Genomic DNA, 19,416 nt, shown 5'->3' with positions numbered 1-19,416 from the left:
ACGCGGCGTGCACGCGCTCGCTCAGCTCCCCTTGAGGTACTTGTCGATCGGTGGGTGGATGATGTCCTGCACCTCGGGCCGGTCGAGCGTCTCAGGCGTCACCATCGTGACCCCGGTGTCGATCTTCTTCTCGAACGGCTGCTGCCTTAGGTGCGCGACCATCGTCTTCACGCCCAGGTAGCCCATGCGCATCGGGTTCTGCACGGCGATCCCGTCGAGCTGCCCCGCCTTCATGGCATCGATGAGGACCTGCGTCGCGTCGAAGCCGACGAAGCGGATCTTCCCCGCCTTGCCGATGTCCTGCAGGGCGAGCAGCATCCCGACCGTCGACGATTCGTTGGCGGTGAAGATCCCCTGCAGGTCGCCTCCAAAGCGATTGAGCAGGTTCTCCGATGCCTGCTTGGCCGTCTCGCGCGTCGCCCCCGCGTACTGATTGGACGACACCACGGTGATCCCGGGGTACTTCGCCGCCAGCTGCGCCAGGAATCCATCCTCACGCGCCGTGGTACTCGCCGAGCCTTCCTGGAGGCGCAGGACGAGCACCTTGCCCTTGCCGCCCAGCAGTTCGCCGAGTCGGTCGGCGGCGAGTTCGCCCCCTTTCGTGTTGTCGGTCGCGACGTAGCTCACGATCGCGTCGCTCTCGAGCCCGGAGTCGATGATGACGGTCGGAACGCCGGCCGCCTGCGCTTCCTCGACCGGACGCGACAGCGCGCGCACGTCGAGCGAGGCCAGGACCATCCCGTCGACGTGCTGCGAGGTGAACCCTTCCACGACTTGCACCTGCTGGTCGCGATCGTCCTCGCGGAGCGGCCCCTTCCAGATGAGCGTGACGGTGTCCCCGGCGGCGGCCAGTTCCTGCCCCGCCTGCTCGGCCCCCGCATGAATCGCCTTCCAGAACTCGTGCGTCGTCCCTTTCGGGATCACGGCGATCGTCAGCCGCTTGGTGGTGCCCGTGACCGCCGACTGTTCGCCCCCGCCTCCACCGCCACCGCACGCGGCCAGGGAAACGGCGGCGAGGAGCACTCGTGCGGCGAGCGCGAAACGCCCGGCGTGACGGAACGGCATGTGGCTCATAACGTGAGAACTCCCTTCACGAAGTCTGGGTGCCGGTAGGCGCCGGCGAACACCGCTGGCAGCGCCTCCAGCGACGAATATCGGTGAGTCACGATCGGCGCAACGTCGATCACGCCGTCCTCCAGCAGCTGCAACGCCCGCACGTACGTCAGGGGACGCCCATCGGCGGCATGCCCGCCAGACGCACCCACCGGCGAGACGAGCGTCGGCTCCATGAATTGCACCTGGTTGAGCACACTGAGATCATCCCCCGCGTGGCCGTGTCCGTAGAGCAGGATCGTCGACTGCTTGCGCACGAGCCCAGGGATGAGGGCGAATATCCCGCCGGCGCCCGACGCTTCGATCAGCAGCTCCGCCCGGCGCCCCCCCGTACGCGCGCGCACCTCCTCCTCGAGGTCGGCGGCGACGGGATCGATCGTCTCGGCGCCGAACCGTTCGGCGAGCGCGCGGCGCACGGCACTCGGTTCGCTCACGATCAGCCGTCCGTCGAAGCCGGCCACGCGGCGGAGGTACTGTACGAAGAGCAGCCCTGCCGGTCCGCCGCCGCACACGAGGATCGTGCGCACCGCGCGATCGCCCGCCGCGCCGATCGCATAACGAGACGTCGCGCGCGCGACGCAATCGGTCGCGTGCAGCACGCACCCCAGCGGTTCGGCGAGCGCGGCGAGATCGGGAGCGATCGCCCCGCGCATACGCACCGCATTGACCGCCGGAACCGTCACGTACTCGGCAAACCCGCCGGGGAGCCCGGTGATCCCGTGCTCGCGGTACGACTCGCACTGGTGCGAGTCGCCGGTGAGGCAGTACTCACAGCGCGGATCGCGCCCCTCGCTCACGCAGCAACGCCCCTGATCCACGACCACCCGGTCGCCCGGCGCCAGGTCACGCACCGCGCTCCCACACTCCGCCACGACGCCGGCGATCTCGTGTCCGAGGATCTGCGGGGCCTCCGTCAGCGGGCGCGGGCGCCCGTGCTCGTCGGCATTGTAGTTGGCGTGCCCCGCGACGATGTGAATGTCCGTCCCGCAGAGCCCCACCGCCTGCACGCGTACCAGCACTTCGTGCGGCGCGGGAGGGATGCGCGGCACGTCGCGCACCTCGAAACGATTCACGTCGATGAGCACCGCCGCCTTCATCGTGGCGTTGTTCATGACGCACCCCCTGCGCGGGCGCCTGACGCCCGCGCGCGTTCTCGCCACACGCCGCCATCGGGATAGGCGTGCTCGGCCAGGCTCGCCGCCTTCATCGTGATGCTGTACCCCGGTGCGGTCGGCGGGAGGTAGCGTCCGTGGCGCATCACCACCGGGTCGACGAAGTGCTCGTGCAGGTGATCGACATACTCGACGATGCGATCGTCGAGCGAAGCGCTCACGCACAGGTAGTCGAAGATCGCGAGGTGTTGCACGTACTCGCACAGCCCCACGCCGCCGGCGTGGGGGCAGACCGGAATCCCGAACTTGGCCGCCAGGAGCAACACCGCCAGCACCTCGTTCACGCCGCCCAGGCGGCACGCGTCGACCTGGCAGAACCGAATCGCCTCCGCCTGCATGAGTTGCTTGAAGACGACGCGATTCTGGCAGTGCTCGCCCGTCGCCACGCCAATGGGTGCGACCGCGCGGGCAATCGCCGCATGACCCAGCACGTCGTCCGGTGACGTGGGCTCCTCGATCCACCACGGATCGAACTGCGCCAGTACCTTCATCGATGCGATCGCCTCGCCGACGTCCCATACCTGGTTGGCGTCCATCATCAGCTTGCGCTCGGGGCCGATGACCTCGCGGATGATCGCCGAGCGTCGCACGTCGTCGGCCAGGTCACGCCCGACCTTGATCTTGAAGTGCGACCATCCTTCGGCGATGCCGTCGCGGCAGAGCTGGCGGATCTTCTCGTCGGGATAGCCCAACCATCCGGCAGAGGTCGTGTAGGCCGGATAGCCCTCGCGCGCGAGTTCCGCCTCGCGCTCGCCGCGCGTGGCGTGGTGGCGCCGCAGGATCTCCAGCGCTTCGTCTGGCGTGAGGGCGTCGGTGATGTAGCGGAAGTCGATGCACCGCACGACCTCCTCGGGCGACAGGTCGGCGAGGAGCTTCCACAGCGGCTTCCCTTCGACCTTGGCCCATAGGTCCCAGACGGCATTCACCAACGCCGCCGTCGCCAGGTGGATCACCCCCTTCTCCGGCCCCACCCAGCGCAGCTGCGAGTCGCCGGTGATCCGCCGCCAGAACGCCCCCATGTCGGCGGTGATGTCCTGCAGCGACATGCCACGCACCAGCGGCGCCAGCGCCTCGACCGCGGCCACGCACAGTTCGTTGCCGCGACCGATGGTGAAGGTGAGTCCGTGCCCCTCGATCGCGTCGCCGGCGTCGGTCTGGAGGATGGCGTACGCCGCCGAGTAGTCGGGGTCGGGGTTCATCGCGTCTGAGCCGTCCAGTCCCTGGGAGGTGGGGAACCGGATGTCATACACATCGACGCGGGTGATGGTGCGTGCAGGCATCGTCAGCGCGCGCCCGTTAGGCAGGAGACATGCATCGCACCCTCACATCTTGAGCGACACGAAGCCGCCGTCGATCGGGAAGTTGCTCCCGGTGATGAACGCGGCCGAGTCGGAGCAGAGGAAGAGCGCCAGTTCGGCGATCTCTTCCGGTCTCCCCATTCGCCCGATCGGCTGCGTGCGCGAGAGCGCCTCGAACATCTCCGCCTCGCGCCCGGGGTACGACTTGGCGAGGAAGCCATCGACGAACGGCGTGTGCACGCGCCCCGGCGCCACGCAGTTGCAGCGAATCTTCTCGTGCACGTAGTCGCGGGCCACCGAGTACGTCATCGTCAGCACCGCCCCCTTGCTCATCGAGTAGGCGAAGCGGTCGGCGATCCCGACGGTGGATGCTACGGAGGCGATGTTGAGGATCGCCCCGCCACGCCCCTTCATCGCCGCGACTCCGGCGCGCAGGCAGTTGTAGACCCCCTTCACGTTGACCGCGTACACGCGATCGAGATCGGCCTCGGATGTCTGTTCGATGTTTCCCACGTGCGCGACGCCCGCGCTGTTGACCAGGATGTCGACCGGCCCCAGGCGCTCGGCCACCTCGCGAAAGGCGGCGTCGACCGCGTGCTGATTGGTCACGTCGCACGTCAGGTGCAACGCGTGCGCGTGGTCGGCTCGGATGCCATCCGTTGTTTCGCTCGCGTCGGCGAGGTCGAGGATGGCCACGCGGGCGCCGCGGCGCGCGAAGAGGCGGGCGATGGCCTGCCCGATCCCCGACGCACCGCCCGTGACGACGGCGACGCGCCCGCTGAGGTCGTGAATGGACGAAGGCTCGGTGGCTGTCATGCCGGCGTATTGATGGAAAGTCGATAGGCGCGAACCGCGGTCCCCCCGAAGATCTCGTCGCGTTCGTGGCGCGAGCAGAGCCCGCCGACGATGTCGCTGACGATGGTGTGCCAGTCCTCGGCGCTCCCGGCGAGGGTGCACACGGGCCAGTCGGAGCCGTACATCACGCGCCGCGGACCGAAGGCCTCGACCACGTGCTTCACGTATGGACGCAGTGTGTCGGCGTCGCATCGCCCAGGACCGGCCTCGGTGAAGAGCCCGGAGAGCTTGCAGCAGACGGTGTCGAATTCGGCGAGTGCATCGATCCGGTGGCGCCATTCATCGAACGAACCGCGGGCGATGTCCGGCTTGCCACAGTGATCGAGGATGAAACGAATCTCGGGGCAGCGCTTGACGAGCGTCGTCACCTCGGCGAGTTGCGACGCGGTGATGCACAGATCGAATGGGAAGTCGGACACCGCCAACATGCGCACCCCGTTCACGAACGCCGCGTGCGTGGCGTAGCCGGGCGGATGCCCCTGGATGTTGTGGCGCACCCCCACGACGTGACGGTAGCGCTTGAGGTTCCTGACGGCCCACTCGCAGGCGATGGGGTCAGGCACGTCGACGAACGCCACGATCCCCGCGAGTCGACTATCATGGCGCGCGACCTGCTCCAGCCACGACGCCTCGACGCTTCCCGCCCCCGCAACGACGTTCGCTTCCACCACCACCACGGCATCCACCGAGCGCGCGTCGTCCCGACCTAGGCCGGGATAGTCGTGCATCGCGAACGGGCGCTGCAGCGCAGGAATCCCGTCGAGCCACGGATACGCAAAGAGCGCGGGGTCCCACAGGTGAACGTGGGCATCCACTCGCGGCACGCGCGCCGACATCACGTCGCCGCACTCCGCTCGGCCCACGCCAGTCGCGCCCGGTCGAGCGCCACCGCGAGCACGATGATCACCCCGATGATGATCTCCTGGATGTAGTTGGGCCATCCCATCTGCTGACAGCCGTTGCGCAGGAAGGCCATGATCAGCGCGCCGATGAGCGAGCCGGCGATGCTCCCTTCACCACCGTTGAGGCTCCCGCCGCCGATCACCACCGCGGCGATGATGTCCAGCTCCACGCCGTTGGCCACCGTGGGATCGCCCTGTCGCAGGCGGGAGACCTGCATCACCCCCGTGAGACCAAACAGGCACCCGGCCACGCTGTACATCGCCAGCTTGAGACGCGTCGTGTCGATGCCACAGGCTCGGGCCGCCGCTTCGTTGGAGCCCAGGGCGAAGATGCGCCGCCCAAACACGGTGTAGCGCAACATCAGGGCGGCAAGGATCGCCAGCACGATCACCACCCACACACCGATCGGGAGGATGAGCCACGCGGGCTTGGGCATCGTCACCACGAGGTCGTTCACCCACGACGGCGGGACGTTGACCGTCTGCTCGTTCGCCAGCCACTTCGCCGTTCCGCGCGCGGTGCCCAGCATCCCCAGCGTGACGATGAACGGCACCACGCGAAGCGTCGTGATCACCGCCCCGTTCACCAATCCGATGAAGCCGCCAGCCGCAACCGCCGCCGCCACCGCCAGCGACGGTGACCACCCGTCGCGCAACCCGAGTGCCGCTAGCACCCCCGTGAGCGCGATCGCCGCGCCCACCGACAGGTCGATGCCGCCGCCCACCACGATCATCGTCATCCCGATCGCCCCAAGCGCCGTGATGACCGTCTGCGAGAGGACCACCCGCAGGTTGAACGCCGAGAGGAAGCGCCCTGGCTCGTCCGCCAGCACGGCGAAGATCAGGACGACGGCGACCAGCCCCAGCACCGGGGAGAGTCGCGCGACGAGCCCGCGGGCCGAGGCGCGCACAGCTGGTTCGGCGTCACCACGCGGCGCGGGAGAAGACGTGTCGAGAGACAACTGGGACAACTGAGGTGGGACTCGGGAGGGCCAGTGGACGGTGACGCAGCCGGCCTCGACTCTCGCGCCGGCTACGCGCGCACGATCATATCGCCTCGGCCAGCGCTTCCGCCAATTCCCTGTCGGTCAGCAGGACCCGATTCCCCTGGATGATGCTCGCCGAGCGCGCGTCCCGTCCCGTCCCGTCCGCGCGACGCGGCCCGACGGGAGCCACTGCGCGGTGGGCGGCGCCGAGCGGAGCGTCAGCGCGGGTACTCCCACCCCTCGGGCCCGGGGGCGATCTCCCGGTACTTCGTGCTGCGCCGCGGCTCGGCCATCATGGGCTCGACCGCATCGCGCCATGCCGCGTAGTGCGCGGTCGCCTTGTGCTGCGCCGGGGCGTCGGGATCGCGATAGATCTCGACCAGGACGAAGCGCGCGGGATCATCCTCCTGCTGAATGAGGTCGAACCGGACGACCCCCGGCTCCTGAACGCTGTGGCGCGCGTTCTCGAGCGAGGCCGCCACGAAGGGGTCGACGCTACCGGGAAGGACGTGGACGAAGACATGGACGATGAGCATGACCGGGTCGGTGAGAGCGACGTGGGGTGGAGCGCACGGGCCGGAATCTAGGACCCAAGACCGCGGACGACCCATGCCACGGGGCAGAATCCTCCCGTGTCCAGGACCCGTAGGTGGACCAGCCCTTTCCGTCGAGCGGATCGTCCGTGTCCGGGCGGGGGTACGAGTGACGCCACGTACAGTGCCGTCACCTGCAATGTACGGGTCACGCTGCGCGCTCCCCCAACTCCACGTCTCGTGTCGCTGCCGTTCCGCACAGTACGTGCGTTCCTCAACATCCTGCAGAGCCCGCTCGTCTTTCCGACGCTGCTGGCTGTCGCCGCACCCCTCGTCGTTTCCCGCGCGCTCAGCGCACAGGCACCCGCAGCGCCCCGTCCGACGCCTGCAACCGGCACCCCGCTCCGTATCAGCGGCACGCTGCGCAGCGCCGAATCGCGGGAAGTCGTTCGGCACGCGCGCGTCGTCGCCGATCGCACGGTGTCGGTCGAGAGCAACGAAGAAGGGGTGTACTTCCTCACGCTCGCCGCGGGCACACACCGGCTGGCGGTGCGCGCGATCGGCTTCGCCCCGTTCGACACGACGATCGACCTGCGTGCTTCGCAGACGCTCGACATCGCCCTCCAACGCTCGCAGGTCACGCTCGCCACCGTCGCGGTGACGGCGACGAGCGAACAGGCCGACATCGATCCCAAGTCGCTGGACATGAGCATCGCGCGACTGGACGTGACGACGCTGCGCCAGGTGCCCGCGGCGCTCGGGGAAGTGGACCCGATCCGCAGCCTCACCCTGCTCCCCGGCGTGTCGTCGTCGAGCGACTTCACGACGGCCATCAATGTGCGGGGCGGCGGGGCCGACCAGAACCTCATCCTCCTCGACGAAGCCACGATCTACAATCCGGCCCACATCCTGGGCTTCCTCTCGGTCTTCAACTCCGACGCCGTCGACGACGCGACGCTCTACAAGGGGGCAATCCCGCCGCGCTTCGGGGGGCGCCTCTCTTCGGTGGTGGACCTGCGCCAGCGCGAGGGAAACGCCAACGACTTCGCCGGGAGCGCGACAATCGGGCTCCTGGCGTCGCGCCTCGCGGTCGAGGGGCCGCTCAAGGGGAAGGGGTCGTGGCTCATCGCCGCGCGCCGTTCGTACGCCGACCTCTTCGCGAAGGCGTCGAGCGACCCTGATATCAAGAACTCCATCGCCTACTTCTACGACCTCAACGCCAAGGCGACCAAGCCGTTAGGCGACCACGGCACGCTCGTCGCCTCGGGCTTCCTCGGGCGCGACCGCTTCGGCGCCGGCGACATGTTCAGCGCCGGCTGGGGGAACAAGTCGGGGACGCTGCGCTGGAACGAGATCGTGCGCGAGCGCCTCTACTCCAAGGTCACGCTCGCCGCCAGCGACTACGACTATCGCCTAATGTTCCCCATCGGGCGCGATTCCGCGCAGTGGGTCGCGCGGGTGAAGAGCCTCGACTTCAAGGTGGACGAGTCGTTGCACCTGTCCGCGGGTCATCGCCTCGAGTTCGGGTTGCAGGGGACGCTGCACGGCTTCAATCCCGGCGAAGTCTCCCCGCGGGGGAGCTCGAACATCTCGCGCAAGCAGGTCCCCGAGCGCAGCGCGACCGCGGGGGCGCTCTACCTGGGTGAGGAGCGCGAGTTCGGCGAGCGGTGGGCGCTGCGCTACGGCGCGCGCCTCTCCGGCTTCGTGCGCACCGGGACGGCGACGATCTTCCAGTACGCCAACAACGCTCCCGTCGTCTACGACTCGCTGCTCGGACGCTACGAGCCCGGCGTGGTGGTCGACAGCACGCGCTACGGCGCGGGCGACAAGGTCAAGGCGTACGGTGCGATCGAGCCGCGCGCCTCGGTGCGCTTCTCGCTCTCGGAGGGAACGAGCGTCAAGGCGAGCTACGCCCGCACGGTGCAGTACCTGCACCTCGCCTCCAAGACCAACTCGCCCACGCCGCTCGACGTCTGGGAGCCGGCGGGGCCGTACCTCCGCCCACAGCGCGCCGACCAGGTGGCGTTCGGCGTCCAGCGTATCACCCCGGGTCAGGCGTGGGACCTCTCGGCCGAAGCGTTCGTCAAGCGCTCGCACGACGTCGTCGACTTCGTCGATGGCGCCGACGTCATCCTCAACGAGAAGCTCGAGACGCTCATGCTGCAGGGCGAGGGGCGTGCCTACGGCCTCGAACTCTTCGCCCGCCGGCAGGTGGGACGCACGACGGGATGGGTGAGCTACACGCTGAGCCGCGCCGAGCAACGCTTCGGCTCGCGGGCCGTCGCCTCGTCGAGCACCAGCGCCCCCGGGATCAACGGTGGCAAGTGGTACGCCTCGCCATACGACAAGACGCATGACCTCTCGGTCGTCGCCATGCGCCCGCTCAGCCGCAAGTGGAATGCAGGGGCGACCTTCACCTTCGCCACCGGGCTCCCCGCGACCTACCCCGAGTCGCGCTACGTAGTCGACGGCCTCATCCTCGCCGAGTACGGCCCGCGCAACGCCGCGCGCCTCCCGGCCTACCATCGCCTCGACCTGGCCTTCACCCGCAAGACGAAGCGCGGGGAGTTGCAGCTGGGGGTCTTCAACGCCTACAACCGTTTCAACGCGCAGTCGATCTCCTTCCGGCAGTCGGAGAAGAACCCGCTCACCTCGGAAGCGGTGCAGCTGTCGGTCTTCGGCGTCGTGCCGAGCATCTCCTACACCCGCCACTTCTAGCCGGGAGCCCAGCATGCGCCAGAACCATCGCGTGCGCCTGACGGCGCTTCTCCTCCTGTCGCTCGTCCTCACCGCGTGCGAGCGCGTCGTCGATGTTGACGTCGCCGCAGGCGACCGCCTGCTCGTCGTCGAGGGGCGCCTCGAACGGGTCCTGGGAACGGCCGCCGTGCCGCAGCGCGTGCGCCTGACGACCACGGATGCCTACTTCAGCAATGCCGCGCCGCCGCCGGCCGCCGGGGCCGCGGTACGCGTCACCGACGACGTCGGCACCACGCTGACCTATGCGGCCTCGCCCAACGAGCCGGGCCTCTACCTGTCCCCCCCGTTCGCGGCCCAGGTCGGGCGGCGCTACACGCTGCACGTCACCTGGGAGGGCGAACAGTATGAGGCAAGCGACCGGCTCGAGTCGGTCGCCCCGATCGACTCGCTGTACTTCATGGAGCGCAACAGCGTCATCGGCCCCCGCGAAGGGCTGCGCGCCACGATCGACACGCGCGACCCGGCGGGGCAGCGGAACTACTACATGTGGGACCAACTCGTCGACGGCGTGCGCCTCATCGCAGCCGACAGCGCCTTCAAGGCCCGCGTGATCGCCAACGACGACCTGGTCGAGGGGAAGCAGGTGAGCGAGTTCCAGCCCTACGGCGGGATCTCGGTCGCCCCGGGGCAGGTGGTCACGGTGCGCCAGATCGCGCTCTCCGACGCGGGCTATCGTTACTACGTCGCGCTCACCGATCAGGTGGTGAACGACGGCTCCCCCTTCGCGGTGGCCACGGCCAGCGTGCGCGGCAACGTCGCCAACCGCACGCGCCCGGCGCGGCGCGCGTTAGGCTACTTCATGGCCGGTGAAGTGTCCGAAGCGACGCGCACGGTGCCGGCCACGAAATGAACCGGTCTTGAGGCAGTCTATTCGACTGCCTCGCGCACCTGGATCACGTTCCCCTCGGGATCGTATCCGTCGCAGGCCCGAAAGCCGCGCGCTTCCCACTCCTGCTCAGGCAACTTGAGTCCGCCTCCCAGCAGGGACGCGGTCGTCCGCGCCGCGGCAATGCTCGCGACGGGGAGGGCGAGCTTCCAGTACGAGTCCTCCCGCAACGCCGGGCGGCCGAGGGTATCCGTCGTGACCGGAGGCTCCCCCCGCAGCTGGTGCACGACGAGCTCAAGGCCATGGGTCGCGAGGACGACGTGCGCGTCGTCCTGGTGCAGGAGCGTCATCGACGCCAACTCGCGATAGAAGGCGCTCACGCGTGGCACGTCGACGACGAACAGGACGACGGATGGTACGGGAAGACGAGGCATGTCGGTCGGACGTCGGGGTCGGTATCAGCGTTCGAGGTGTAGTGTCGAGAGAAAGAACAGCAACTGTCCGCTCGCCGCCTGCGTATTGCGGAAGATGAGGTACACGTCGTGCACCCCCGGCGTTGGCGGTACCGGCAGGCGCAACGTGTCGAGTCGCTTGTCGCCTTTCGGGCGCAACGCCTCCGTCGTGCCGAGCAGCGTCCCTGTGGGCGAGTCGAGCCGGACCTCGATCGTTCCGCCAGCGGCATTCTCCGGGGCGAGCGCTACGCCGGTGATCAGCAGGCTGCCGACGGCCGTCAGGTCGATGCCCCTGATCCGCGCGTGGGCGCCCGACCGACTCGCCGCCACCAGATCACCAGGAATGTCGGCAACCTCCCGCACCGCCGCCCCTTCCGACAGCTCACCCTCGGCCAGCGACAGCGTGGGCGCACGCAGCAGCAACGACGTCTCCGTCGTCACGCCAAGCCTGCCGTTGGCGCCGTTGTCGGTGTATGCCGTACGCAGGACGATGGCCCCGGACGTCGCACTCGCCGAGTCGGGGGGGAGGTAGCGCCCGCGCACGGGGAGCGGAGTCGCCTCGCTCGGCTCGCGTTGCCCCAACCCGAGGATGTAGCGCGCCATCAGTCGCGCGTCGCGATCGGAGAGCTGCGCGTGCGCCGGCATCATCACCTTTCCCCACACCCCGGTCCCGCCGGCGCGGATCTTCGCCGCGAGGCGCGGGAGGGCCGTGGAGTCGCGCGCATACTTCGCCGCGACCGCCGCATACGCGGGGCCGATCGACACCTGATCGACCTTGTGGCAGCCGAGACAGTCGCTCCCCTCGATCAACGCCAACCCGTCGGCGTTAGGCACCGCCCCCGCGCCGCCCCCCATCGCCGGCGCCTCCGCGAGATACTGTGCCGACACGCGCACGCGCCTGGCGGCGATGCGCCCGCTCTTGAGTGAGCCATCCTCGCGATCGGTCACGCGCACCGCGTAGTGCACCGGCGTGTGCGGCCAGTAGAACGTCGTGTTGTCACCGGCGACGTCGATGGCCACCGCAGGCGGCTCGTTCCCCGCCGTGAGGTAGAGCTGCGACGTGGAGGTCGCGCCCCGCGCGTCGCGGACCGTCAGCGTGGCCGAGTAGGTGCCAGGGACGGGCAACGTTAGCGACGGACGCTCCCCCGTCAGCCGGCGCACCACCCGACCGCCGGCCCCGGTGATGGTCCACGCATACGTGAGCTCGTCGTCGTCGGCATCGGTCGTCGCGGAGGCGTCGAGCGCCACGCGCATCGGCGTCGCCCCGATCGTCTTGTTGGCACGTGCCACCGCCACCGGCGCGCGATTGCCCGCGTTGAACTCGATGCGGACCAGGCGCGCATCGTCGTTTCCCTTGAACCACGTCGTCCCGTACTCCATCACGTACAGGTCGCCGTTAGGCCCGAACTCCATGTCGACCGGGTTGGCGAACTTCGCACTCGGGAGGAAACGCTCCATGGACGCAAAGTTGCCAGACGAATCCATGGTCACCGCCATGATCCAGCCCCGCATCCAGTCGTAGGTGAAGAGCTTCCCCTGGTACCACGCGGGAAAGCGGCGTGCCGCACGGGCGAAGTCCTCCCCGTAGAACACCGGCCCCGCCATCGCGGTGCGCCCGCCGGCGCCGACCAGCGGAAAGTCGCCCGAGGGGCCGTACGGATACCAGATGAACGCCTTCTGGGCCGGCGGCAGCTCGGTGAGCCCGGTGTTGTTCGGCGAATCGTTATGCGGACGCTGGGGATCGAACGGCGGTCCGATGTGCATCGTCGCGTAGTCGACGTCGCGGTACGCCTTGTTGTCGCCGACGAAGTGCGGCCACCCGTAGTTGCCAGCACGCGTCGCTCGCCCCACCTCGTCGTAGCCGGCGGGGCCGCGATCGACCGAATCGACCGAGGCATCGGGGCCGACGTCGCCCCAGTACAAGACACCCGTGTGCTTGTCGACCGCGATGCGATACGGGTTGCGGTGCCCCATTGTGTAGATCTCCGGGCGCGTCTTCGCCATCCCGGGGGGAAAGAGGTTCCCCTCGGGGATCGTGTAGCTCCCGTCAGGCTCGGGATGGATGCGGAGGATCTTCCCGCGCAGGTCGTTGGTGTTGGCCGACGACTTCTGCGCGTCCCACGGCATGCGCCCCGGGCGCTCATCGATGGGGGCGTAACCGTTCATGAACGGGTTGGAATTGTCCCCGGTCGACAGGAAGAGATTCCCCTTGGCATCGAAGGCGATCGACCCGCCGGTGTGACAGCACTGCTCGCGCTGCACCACCACCTCGAGCATCACGATCGCGTTCGACGTGTCGACCGAGTCGCCGCGCATGGTGTAGCGGGCGAGGACGTTCTTCGGCTCGGCCCCAGCCTTCGAATAGAAGAGGTAGAGCCAGCCATTGGCGGCGAAGCCCGGATCGATCGCCAGGCCCAACAGCCCGTCCTCGGCCTGCCCGCCATCGAGGTAGGTGAGATTCACGGGGATGAAGCCGACCTGCTTGATCGTCCCCGTCGACGGCGTGTAGAGCTGGATCGCCCCCTTTCGCTCGATGAAGAGCACCCGCTCGTCAGGCAGGACCGCCATCTCGGTCGGCTCGTTGAGCTTCTCCCCGAGCACGACCCTGGTGAATCGATTCTCCTCGGGGCGCGCGCGCCGATAGTCCATCGCCCCGCTCCCCATCGCGTGGCGAATCCCGCCTAACAGGTGCCGCAGGAAGAGCGGCTCGGCGAACGTCGCCTCCGTGTGTCCCATGTTCGTGTACCAGGCACGCCCGCCATCGAAGTCGTGGTACCAGCTCATCGGGTGATTCGCGCCGTTCGTCCCCCCTTCGTAGCTCGTCTCGTCGATGTCGACCAGGACGTGTATCGCCGGATTGATCGACTTGAACGAGTAGAACTCGTCCTCGCGCTCCCATCGCGCCGGGAGCCCCTGGGTCGAGGCGTGCCCGCCATCGCGCACGCGGAACGTCCCCTTTCGCACGTTCGGGTTCCCGGGGTGCCCGTCGAAGTAGGCGCCGGCGAGCTTGCCGTACCACGGCCAGCCGTACTCGGTGTCGGTCGCGCTGTGAATGCCCACGTAGCCGCCGCCGGCCTGGATGTAGCGCTCGAAGGCGTGCTCCTGCGTGGGGTTGAGGACGTCGCCCGTGGTGCTGAGGAAGACGACGGCGCGATAGCGCTTGAGGTTGCGGTCGGTGAAGGCGGCGGCATCCTCGGTCAGGTCCACCGCGAACCCGTGCTCGGCGCCAAGCCTGGTGATCGCCGCCGCTCCAGTCTCGATGGACGCGTGGCGGTAGCCGGCGGTCTTGGAGAAGACGAGGATGCGCGGCGTCTCTGGCGCGCGCGTCGCGCGTTGCGCGAATCCCGGCGCCGGTGCACCGCTCATCGCGAGGGCAAGCGCAAGCACCGCGATGCCTGCAGGGCGAAGTCGTGCCACGCGGTTGGGAAGAGAGGCGAAGCGCATGCGAAACTCGTCGGCGAGAAGCGCGCGGCACGGACCACGCGCGGCGCGAGGGGGGATCGAGATTGCGTCGGGAAGAAGCTACTCCTCGAGTCGCCGCGAGCGAGGGGGCGCGGCAGAGCGAGCGCGGCGGGACCGGCACCTCCTCTCGCGCCAGGGTACTGCCCGAGCGATACTCTCGCCGCAGCCGCTCGATTCCTTCGTCACTCCCGGAAAGGCCCCATGCGCCGCACCGTGCTCCTTTTGCTGGCCCTGGCTCCACCCCTGCTGCAGGCGCAGGTCACGCTCACCGCCGGCTCGCTCCGAGTGGCCATCGACGGCCGCGGCACCATCACCGCGCTGCACGGCGGTGTCGCCAGCCGCAACCTCCTGGCCTCCGACACCACGGCGTCGCTCCTCACCGTGGTGAGCGACGGCAGGCGCGTCGCGCCCACCGCCCTTGCCGTGCAACGGCGCGACGGTGCCACGCAGCTCACGCTCAGCTACGCTTCCCTCGGCGCTCGCATCGTCGTGCGCGCCCGCGAGCGCGCGAGTCATCTCACCCTCGAGATCACCAGCGCGACCCCCGCCAGCCGTATCGATGCCGTCATCTGGGGGCCGTATCCCAGCACGATCGGTACGACCGTCGGCGAGGTGATCGGCGTCGTGCGCGACGGCACCACCGCCCTCGGGCTGCAGGTCCTCAACGCGAGGACGCTCGGCGGCGCCCTCCCCAACCGCGAAGGGAGCACCTGGGCACGCGGGATCGCCGCGACGCCGCGCCCGTGGGGGAGCACCCTACAGGCGTACAGCATCAATCGCGCGAAGCCCCGTACCGTCGATGCCTGGGGGGGTGCGCACCGCGACATGCCCGTCCCCCCCATCCCCGGCGAGACGGTGGTCGGGAGCGCCATCGCCCTCTTCTCGGCCGCCGAAGCCGAGGTGCTCGACGTGCTCGAACGCATCGAAGTCGCCGAAGGACTGCCGCACCCCACCATCGACGGCACCTGGTTCAAGCGGTCGCCGCGATTCGGACAGTCGTATCTCATCTCGACCTTTGGCGAGGGCGAGGTGGACGAGATGCTCGCGCACACCAGGCGCGCCGGCCTCATGTCGCTCTACCACGAGGGGCCGTTCAAGAGCTGGGGGCACTTCATCGTCGACTCGGCACAGTTCCCCAGCGGGCGCGCGGGGCTCAAGTCCGCTGTGGAGAAGGCGCGCGCGCTCGGGCTCCACTTCGGCGTGCACACACTCACCAACTTCATCAACACCAACGACCCGTACGTCACCCCGGTCCCCGACCCCAGGCTGAGCGTCACCGGCACATCGGCGCTCGTACGCGCCATCGACGCCACGGCGCGTACCATCGAGGTGCGCGCTCCGACCTTCTTTTCGGATACGGCCAACAACTCGCTGCACACCGTCCGCATCGGGGCGGAGCTCATCCAGTACCGCGCCGTCTCCGCCGTGCCGCCGTATCAGCTCCTCGACTGCCAGCGCGGCGCCTTCGGGACGACGGCGTCGGCGCATGCCGCCGGTGACTCCGTGGGGAAGCTCTTCGACCATCCGTACAACGTCTTCTTCCCCAACTTCGCCATGCAGCGGGAGGTGGCGCGCAACCTGGCCGACTTCCTCAACGAGACCGGCGTCGACCACTTCGACTTCGACGGCTTCGAGGGAGGGCTCGCCTCCGGGCAGGGGGACTACGCCCTCGAGGTCTTCGCCAACGACGTGCGCACTCAGGTGCGCCATGAGCTGATCTACGGCACCAGCATCAGCAAGTCGTTCTACTGGCACACGGGCTCGTACTACAACTGGGGGGAGCCGTGGAACGGCGGCTTCACCGAGAGCATGCAGCAGTATCGCGTCGACAACCAGGCGTTGTTCGACCGCAACTACATGCCACACATGCTCGGCTGGTACCTGCTCACCGAGCGCACCACGCTCGCCGAGATGGAGTGGATGCTGGCGCGCGCGGCCGGATACGGCGCGGGCTTCGCGATGGTCGCGCGTCCCAAGGCCCTGCGGGCCAATCCGCTCACCCCCGCCTTGCTCGACGCGATCCGCGAGTGGGAGCAGGCGCGCCACGCGGGGGCCTTTTCCACCGAGCAGCGCGCACGGCTCAAGGACGCGCGCAACGAGTTTCACCTCGAGGCCACCGGCGCGGGGACGTGGGCGCTGTCACAGCTGCTCGAGTCGCCGCCCTTCTCGCATGCGGCAGTCGAGCGGCAGCCGGGCGAGCCGACGCACGCGAGCTTCACCTTCGAGCAGTCGTGGGGCGCGCAGCCGCTGCAGTTCCGGCTCGCGGCCCTCGGGGGTGATGGGTCGGCCAGCCGAATCGAACTGCGTGTCGACGGTTACCTCACCGTCGAACTTCCGGTACAGCTGCGCGCCGGCGAACGGTTGGCCACCGACGGTGCCGGAGGGGTGCAGCTGTACGATGCCAGCGGCAAGGTGCGCGAGCGGGTTACCCTGCGCAGCGCGCTCCCCACGCTCCCCTCCGGGCGACACACCATCACACTGGATGCGCGCTTCGCCGGGGATGTGCCCCCCACCCTGGAATTGCGCCTGCGCGGCTCAGGGACGCCCGAGGTCGCGCGCGCTGCCTCGCGTTGAGCGCGCGACCGGCGCATGGCCGGTCGCACGCGCTCACCCCGTCACGCGCTGCAGCACCCGCACCATGTTCCCTCCGGCCAACTTCTCCACCTCGGCGGCGCTGAAGCCGCGCGTGCCGAGCGCCTTGATCCAGTCGGGGAACTGCGTGTACGTGGCCAGCACGGGGCGCAGGTTGGCGTCCATGTCGGTCCCCAGCCCCACGTGGTCGACTCCCACCACGTCGACCAGCCGCTTGGTGTTATCGACGAACTCGTCGAAGCTCGCGTTGGTGGCGCTGGGCCACGCGCCGATCACCCCGCCGGTCTGCGCGACGAGCTTCGCATGCTCCGGCGAGATGGCGCGCACGTTGAGCGGGCGCGCGTCGTCGATCTTGAGGATCGAGTGCGAGAGCATGATGGGCGCCGACGTGAGCGAGACCACGTCCTTCACCGTGGCGAAGGCGGCATGCGCGACGTCGATCACCATCCCCTTCGCATTCATCCGCTTCACCATCGCCTTGCCTAACGGCGACAGGCCGCCGTGCGCAGCGGGCTGCGTCTGCAGGTCGCCGGCGGCGTTCGGGACGTAGTGCACGACCTGGATCGACCGGACCCCGTCGGCGTACACGCGGTCGATGCGCTCCGGGTCACCATCCAGCACTTCGCTCCCCTCGCACGACAGCCACGCCCCCACCAGCCCGTCGGCGTGCGCCCGTTCCCACTCGGTCACCGACGTCACGATGCGCGCCTTGCCCTTGGGGAGGAGGTCGCGCAGCAGCGCGAGCTGTCGTTCGTACTCGCGCACCGCCTCGCCCGGCTCGAAGGCGCCGCGCACGGTCACGCCGTTGGCGCCGATCTGGATGAGCGGCGCGTCGGACACGACGCTCATGAAGCCGCCGTGCATGCCGCCGGCGCGCATCTCGGCCAGCGTCTTCATCACGAAGTCGTCGCCGGCGTACTGCGGCGCCCCCTTGTAGAAGAAGGCACCGGGGTGCAGGTGCATGTCGAACGTCAGCGCGTCGGCGCTGGGCATGAGCGACGGTCCCGACGCCGCGTGCGCGCGCGACGCGCCGGCGACGAGCGGAAGCAGCGTGGCGCCGGCAACGGCGGCGAGGGAGCCGCGAACGAAGGTGCGGCGCGAGTGCATGGTTTCCAGAGAGCGAGTGGGCGAGCGGCGCCTCAAGGTTACCGCACCCGACGCACGCCGGCGAGCGGTCGCCGTCACGATCGCTACCGTGGGCGAGGGAACGCGCCCCCTATCCGATTCCTCGCGCGAGCGACGGACTTCCACCACAGACTACGCGATCGTGAGCGCCTCTAGCGTCTCGGGCGCCTGCGTCAGGCTCACGCAGCCGTCAGCCGTGATCAGGACCGTGTCCGAGTGGCGGAAGCCCCCACGTCCGGCAACGTAGATCCCTGGCTCGATGCTGATCAGCATCCCTTCTCGCAGCGCCCGTTCATCGCCGAGCGCCACATAGGGGCCTTCGTGGCCGGTGATCCCGAAGCCGTGGCCTGTGCGATGCAGGATGCAGTCGCCGTAGCCATGTCGCGCGATCACCGCTCGCACGGCGCGATCGATCTCCGCGAGAATCGCCCCTGGGCGCGCCATGGCGTACGCCGTCGCCCGCGCCTCCAGCATCGCGGCGAAGGGGGCCGCCGCCCACTCGGGGACGTAGCCGAGGAAGAAGGTGCGCTCCAACTCCACGCCATAGCCGTCCACCTGTGCCGTGACGATCGACTCGTGCGGGCCGCCGTTCTCCATCGGCATTCCTAACGATGGGATGCGGTGCGGGTCGAACGAGATGGACGGCGGCCACACCGCGGCCTTCGCGTTGGTCACCATGATGTTCGCCGTGGGGATGTCGCGAAACACCATCGCCATCATGAACTGCGTCACGCCACCGTAGATCACCGCCTCGGGGACGCCGGGGCGACACAGCTGCAGCAGCTTCTCGTGCCCCGCCGTCACGATCTGGCAGGCGTGCACGTTGCGCGCGATCTCGTACGGTGTCTTCACGAGTCGCGCCTCCTCGATCACGTCGACCACAACCTTCGTCCCAGGCGTGCGCTCGAAGATCCCGATCGGCATCGCCGACTCGACCCCCACCCGCGCTTCCGTGGGAATCAGCGTTCGGAACACATCGAACCAGTTCGCGCCCGCCGGCGCGGGAAACTCGGCGTACGTCGCATACGCCAGGTCGCAGCCGGCGCGAGCGCGCACGTGGCTCGTCTCGAGGAGCGGCGCCACCATGACCGGGAGGCCGTCGAGCGGGATGACCAGGAGAAAGGGTCGCTCGTGGACGTAGTTGGCGAAGTTCGTGAGGTAGTAGATGTTGACCGGTTCGAAGCTCACATACACGTCGACGGCGGCGCTGCGCATGCGCGCGCGCACGCGGTCGAGGCGCTCGGCGAGTTCCGCGCGCGACGGCGCCGCGGTCGTGGCGACTGGAACGGTCATGGCGACAGGCCTTCGAATGGCTCGGGCGATCGGTGGGCGTGACGTCCAGA

General features: G+C 68.9%; 14 protein-coding genes. 3 read left to right on the top strand and 11 right to left on the bottom strand.

Annotation, left to right across the window (positions count from 1 at the left end; all coding sequences use genetic code 11):
• Positions 1 to 21 precede the first annotated feature (21 nt).
• From IPN47_22555 to IPN47_22525, 7 genes are all read right to left on the bottom strand, one after another.
• A complete protein-coding gene (locus IPN47_22555; GenBank protein ID MBK9410777.1) occupies positions 22 to 1,065 on the bottom strand; it encodes a substrate-binding domain-containing protein in 1,044 nt (347 codons plus the stop codon).
• Positions 1,066 to 1,070: 5 nt separating this feature from the next.
• On the bottom strand, positions 1,071 to 2,225 hold the full coding sequence (locus IPN47_22550) for an alcohol dehydrogenase catalytic domain-containing protein (GenBank protein ID MBK9410776.1): 1,155 nt from the start codon (positions 2,223 to 2,225) through the stop codon (positions 1,071 to 1,073).
• Positions 2,222 to 3,565, bottom strand: a complete 1,344-nt coding sequence (locus IPN47_22545; protein ID MBK9410775.1) for an L-fuconate dehydratase — start codon at positions 3,563 to 3,565, stop codon at positions 2,222 to 2,224. The genes IPN47_22550 and IPN47_22545 overlap by 4 nt, the downstream gene beginning before the upstream one ends.
• A gap of 42 nt (positions 3,566 to 3,607) precedes the next feature.
• Positions 3,608 to 4,399 carry a glucose 1-dehydrogenase gene (locus tag IPN47_22540; GenBank protein MBK9410774.1) on the bottom strand — a complete coding sequence of 264 codons (792 nt, stop codon included), beginning with the start codon at positions 4,397 to 4,399 and terminating at the stop codon, positions 3,608 to 3,610.
• A complete protein-coding gene (locus IPN47_22535) occupies positions 4,396 to 5,253 on the bottom strand; it encodes an amidohydrolase family protein (protein MBK9410773.1) in 858 nt (285 codons plus the stop codon). Before IPN47_22535 ends, IPN47_22540 begins: the two co-directional genes overlap by 4 nt.
• Before the next feature lie 20 nt (positions 5,254 to 5,273).
• A complete protein-coding gene (locus IPN47_22530) occupies positions 5,274 to 6,251 on the bottom strand; it encodes an ABC transporter permease (protein MBK9410772.1) in 978 nt (325 codons plus the stop codon).
• A gap of 293 nt (positions 6,252 to 6,544) precedes the next feature.
• Complete coding sequence (locus IPN47_22525; GenBank protein ID MBK9410771.1) at positions 6,545 to 6,862, bottom strand: antibiotic biosynthesis monooxygenase; 318 nt, start codon at positions 6,860 to 6,862, stop codon at positions 6,545 to 6,547.
• A 237-nt stretch (positions 6,863 to 7,099) separates the two neighbouring features.
• Here IPN47_22525 and IPN47_22520 point away from each other — a divergent pair, with 237 nt between their 5' ends.
• Complete coding sequence (locus IPN47_22520) at positions 7,100 to 9,577, top strand: TonB-dependent receptor (GenBank protein MBK9410770.1); 2,478 nt, start codon at positions 7,100 to 7,102, stop codon at positions 9,575 to 9,577.
• Positions 9,578 to 9,590: 13 nt separating this feature from the next.
• Complete coding sequence (locus tag IPN47_22515) at positions 9,591 to 10,466, top strand: DUF4249 domain-containing protein (protein ID MBK9410769.1); 876 nt, start codon at positions 9,591 to 9,593, stop codon at positions 10,464 to 10,466.
• Positions 10,467 to 10,483: 17 nt separating this feature from the next.
• Here the strand turns inward: IPN47_22515 and IPN47_22510 are convergent, their stop codons facing one another.
• Complete coding sequence (locus IPN47_22510) at positions 10,484 to 10,876, bottom strand: hypothetical protein (protein MBK9410768.1); 393 nt, start codon at positions 10,874 to 10,876, stop codon at positions 10,484 to 10,486.
• A 24-nt stretch (positions 10,877 to 10,900) separates the two neighbouring features.
• Positions 10,901 to 14,338, bottom strand: coding sequence for a ThuA domain-containing protein (locus IPN47_22505; protein MBK9410767.1), 3,438 nt, complete (start codon positions 14,336 to 14,338; stop codon positions 10,901 to 10,903).
• A gap of 219 nt (positions 14,339 to 14,557) precedes the next feature.
• On the opposite strand from IPN47_22505, the gene IPN47_22500 reads away from it, so the two are divergent.
• Positions 14,558 to 16,930 (top strand): hypothetical protein, encoded by a 2,373-nt coding sequence (locus IPN47_22500; GenBank protein ID MBK9410766.1) that lies wholly within the window; start codon positions 14,558 to 14,560, stop codon positions 16,928 to 16,930.
• Positions 16,931 to 16,963: 33 nt separating this feature from the next.
• Here the strand turns inward: IPN47_22500 and IPN47_22495 are convergent, their stop codons facing one another.
• Positions 16,964 to 18,055: a membrane dipeptidase gene (locus IPN47_22495; GenBank protein MBK9410765.1), complete on the bottom strand. Its 1,092-nt coding sequence runs from the start codon at positions 18,053 to 18,055 to the stop codon at positions 16,964 to 16,966.
• Between the two features lie 150 nt (positions 18,056 to 18,205).
• Positions 18,206 to 19,366, bottom strand: a complete 1,161-nt coding sequence (locus IPN47_22490) for an aminopeptidase P family protein (protein ID MBK9410764.1) — start codon at positions 19,364 to 19,366, stop codon at positions 18,206 to 18,208.
• Between the last annotated feature and the right edge of the window lie 50 nt (positions 19,367 to 19,416).

The organism is Gemmatimonadota bacterium, assembly GCA_016719105.1.
Taxonomy (GTDB): Bacteria; Gemmatimonadota; Gemmatimonadetes; order Gemmatimonadales; family Gemmatimonadaceae; genus SCN-70-22.
The sequence above is the reverse complement of the archived record's forward strand: the minus strand, read 5'-3'. Positions and strand labels throughout refer to the sequence as shown.

Excerpts from the sequence above, each read along its gene's own strand:
- IPN47_22495 (MBK9410765.1), bottom strand. The coding sequence starts at position 18,055 with ATGCACTCGCGCCGCACCTTCGTTCGCGGCTCCCTCGCCGCCGTTGCC.
- IPN47_22540 (MBK9410774.1), bottom strand. The coding sequence starts at position 4,399 with ATGACAGCCACCGAGCCTTCGTCCATTCACGACCTCAGCGGGCGCGTC.
- IPN47_22505 (MBK9410767.1), bottom strand. The coding sequence starts at position 14,338 with ATGCGCTTCGCCTCTCTTCCCAACCGCGTGGCACGACTTCGCCCTGCA.
- IPN47_22490 (MBK9410764.1), bottom strand. The coding sequence starts at position 19,366 with ATGACCGTTCCAGTCGCCACGACCGCGGCGCCGTCGCGCGCGGAACTC.
- IPN47_22515 (MBK9410769.1), top strand. The coding sequence starts at position 9,591 with ATGCGCCAGAACCATCGCGTGCGCCTGACGGCGCTTCTCCTCCTGTCG.
- IPN47_22555 (MBK9410777.1), bottom strand. The coding sequence starts at position 1,065 with ATGCCGTTCCGTCACGCCGGGCGTTTCGCGCTCGCCGCACGAGTGCTC.
- IPN47_22525 (MBK9410771.1), bottom strand. The coding sequence starts at position 6,862 with ATGCTCATCGTCCATGTCTTCGTCCACGTCCTTCCCGGTAGCGTCGAC.
- IPN47_22550 (MBK9410776.1), bottom strand. The coding sequence starts at position 2,225 with ATGAACAACGCCACGATGAAGGCGGCGGTGCTCATCGACGTGAATCGT.
- IPN47_22510 (MBK9410768.1), bottom strand. The coding sequence starts at position 10,876 with ATGCCTCGTCTTCCCGTACCATCCGTCGTCCTGTTCGTCGTCGACGTG.
- IPN47_22545 (MBK9410775.1), bottom strand. The coding sequence starts at position 3,565 with ATGCCTGCACGCACCATCACCCGCGTCGATGTGTATGACATCCGGTTC.
- IPN47_22500 (MBK9410766.1), top strand. The coding sequence starts at position 14,558 with ATGCGCCGCACCGTGCTCCTTTTGCTGGCCCTGGCTCCACCCCTGCTG.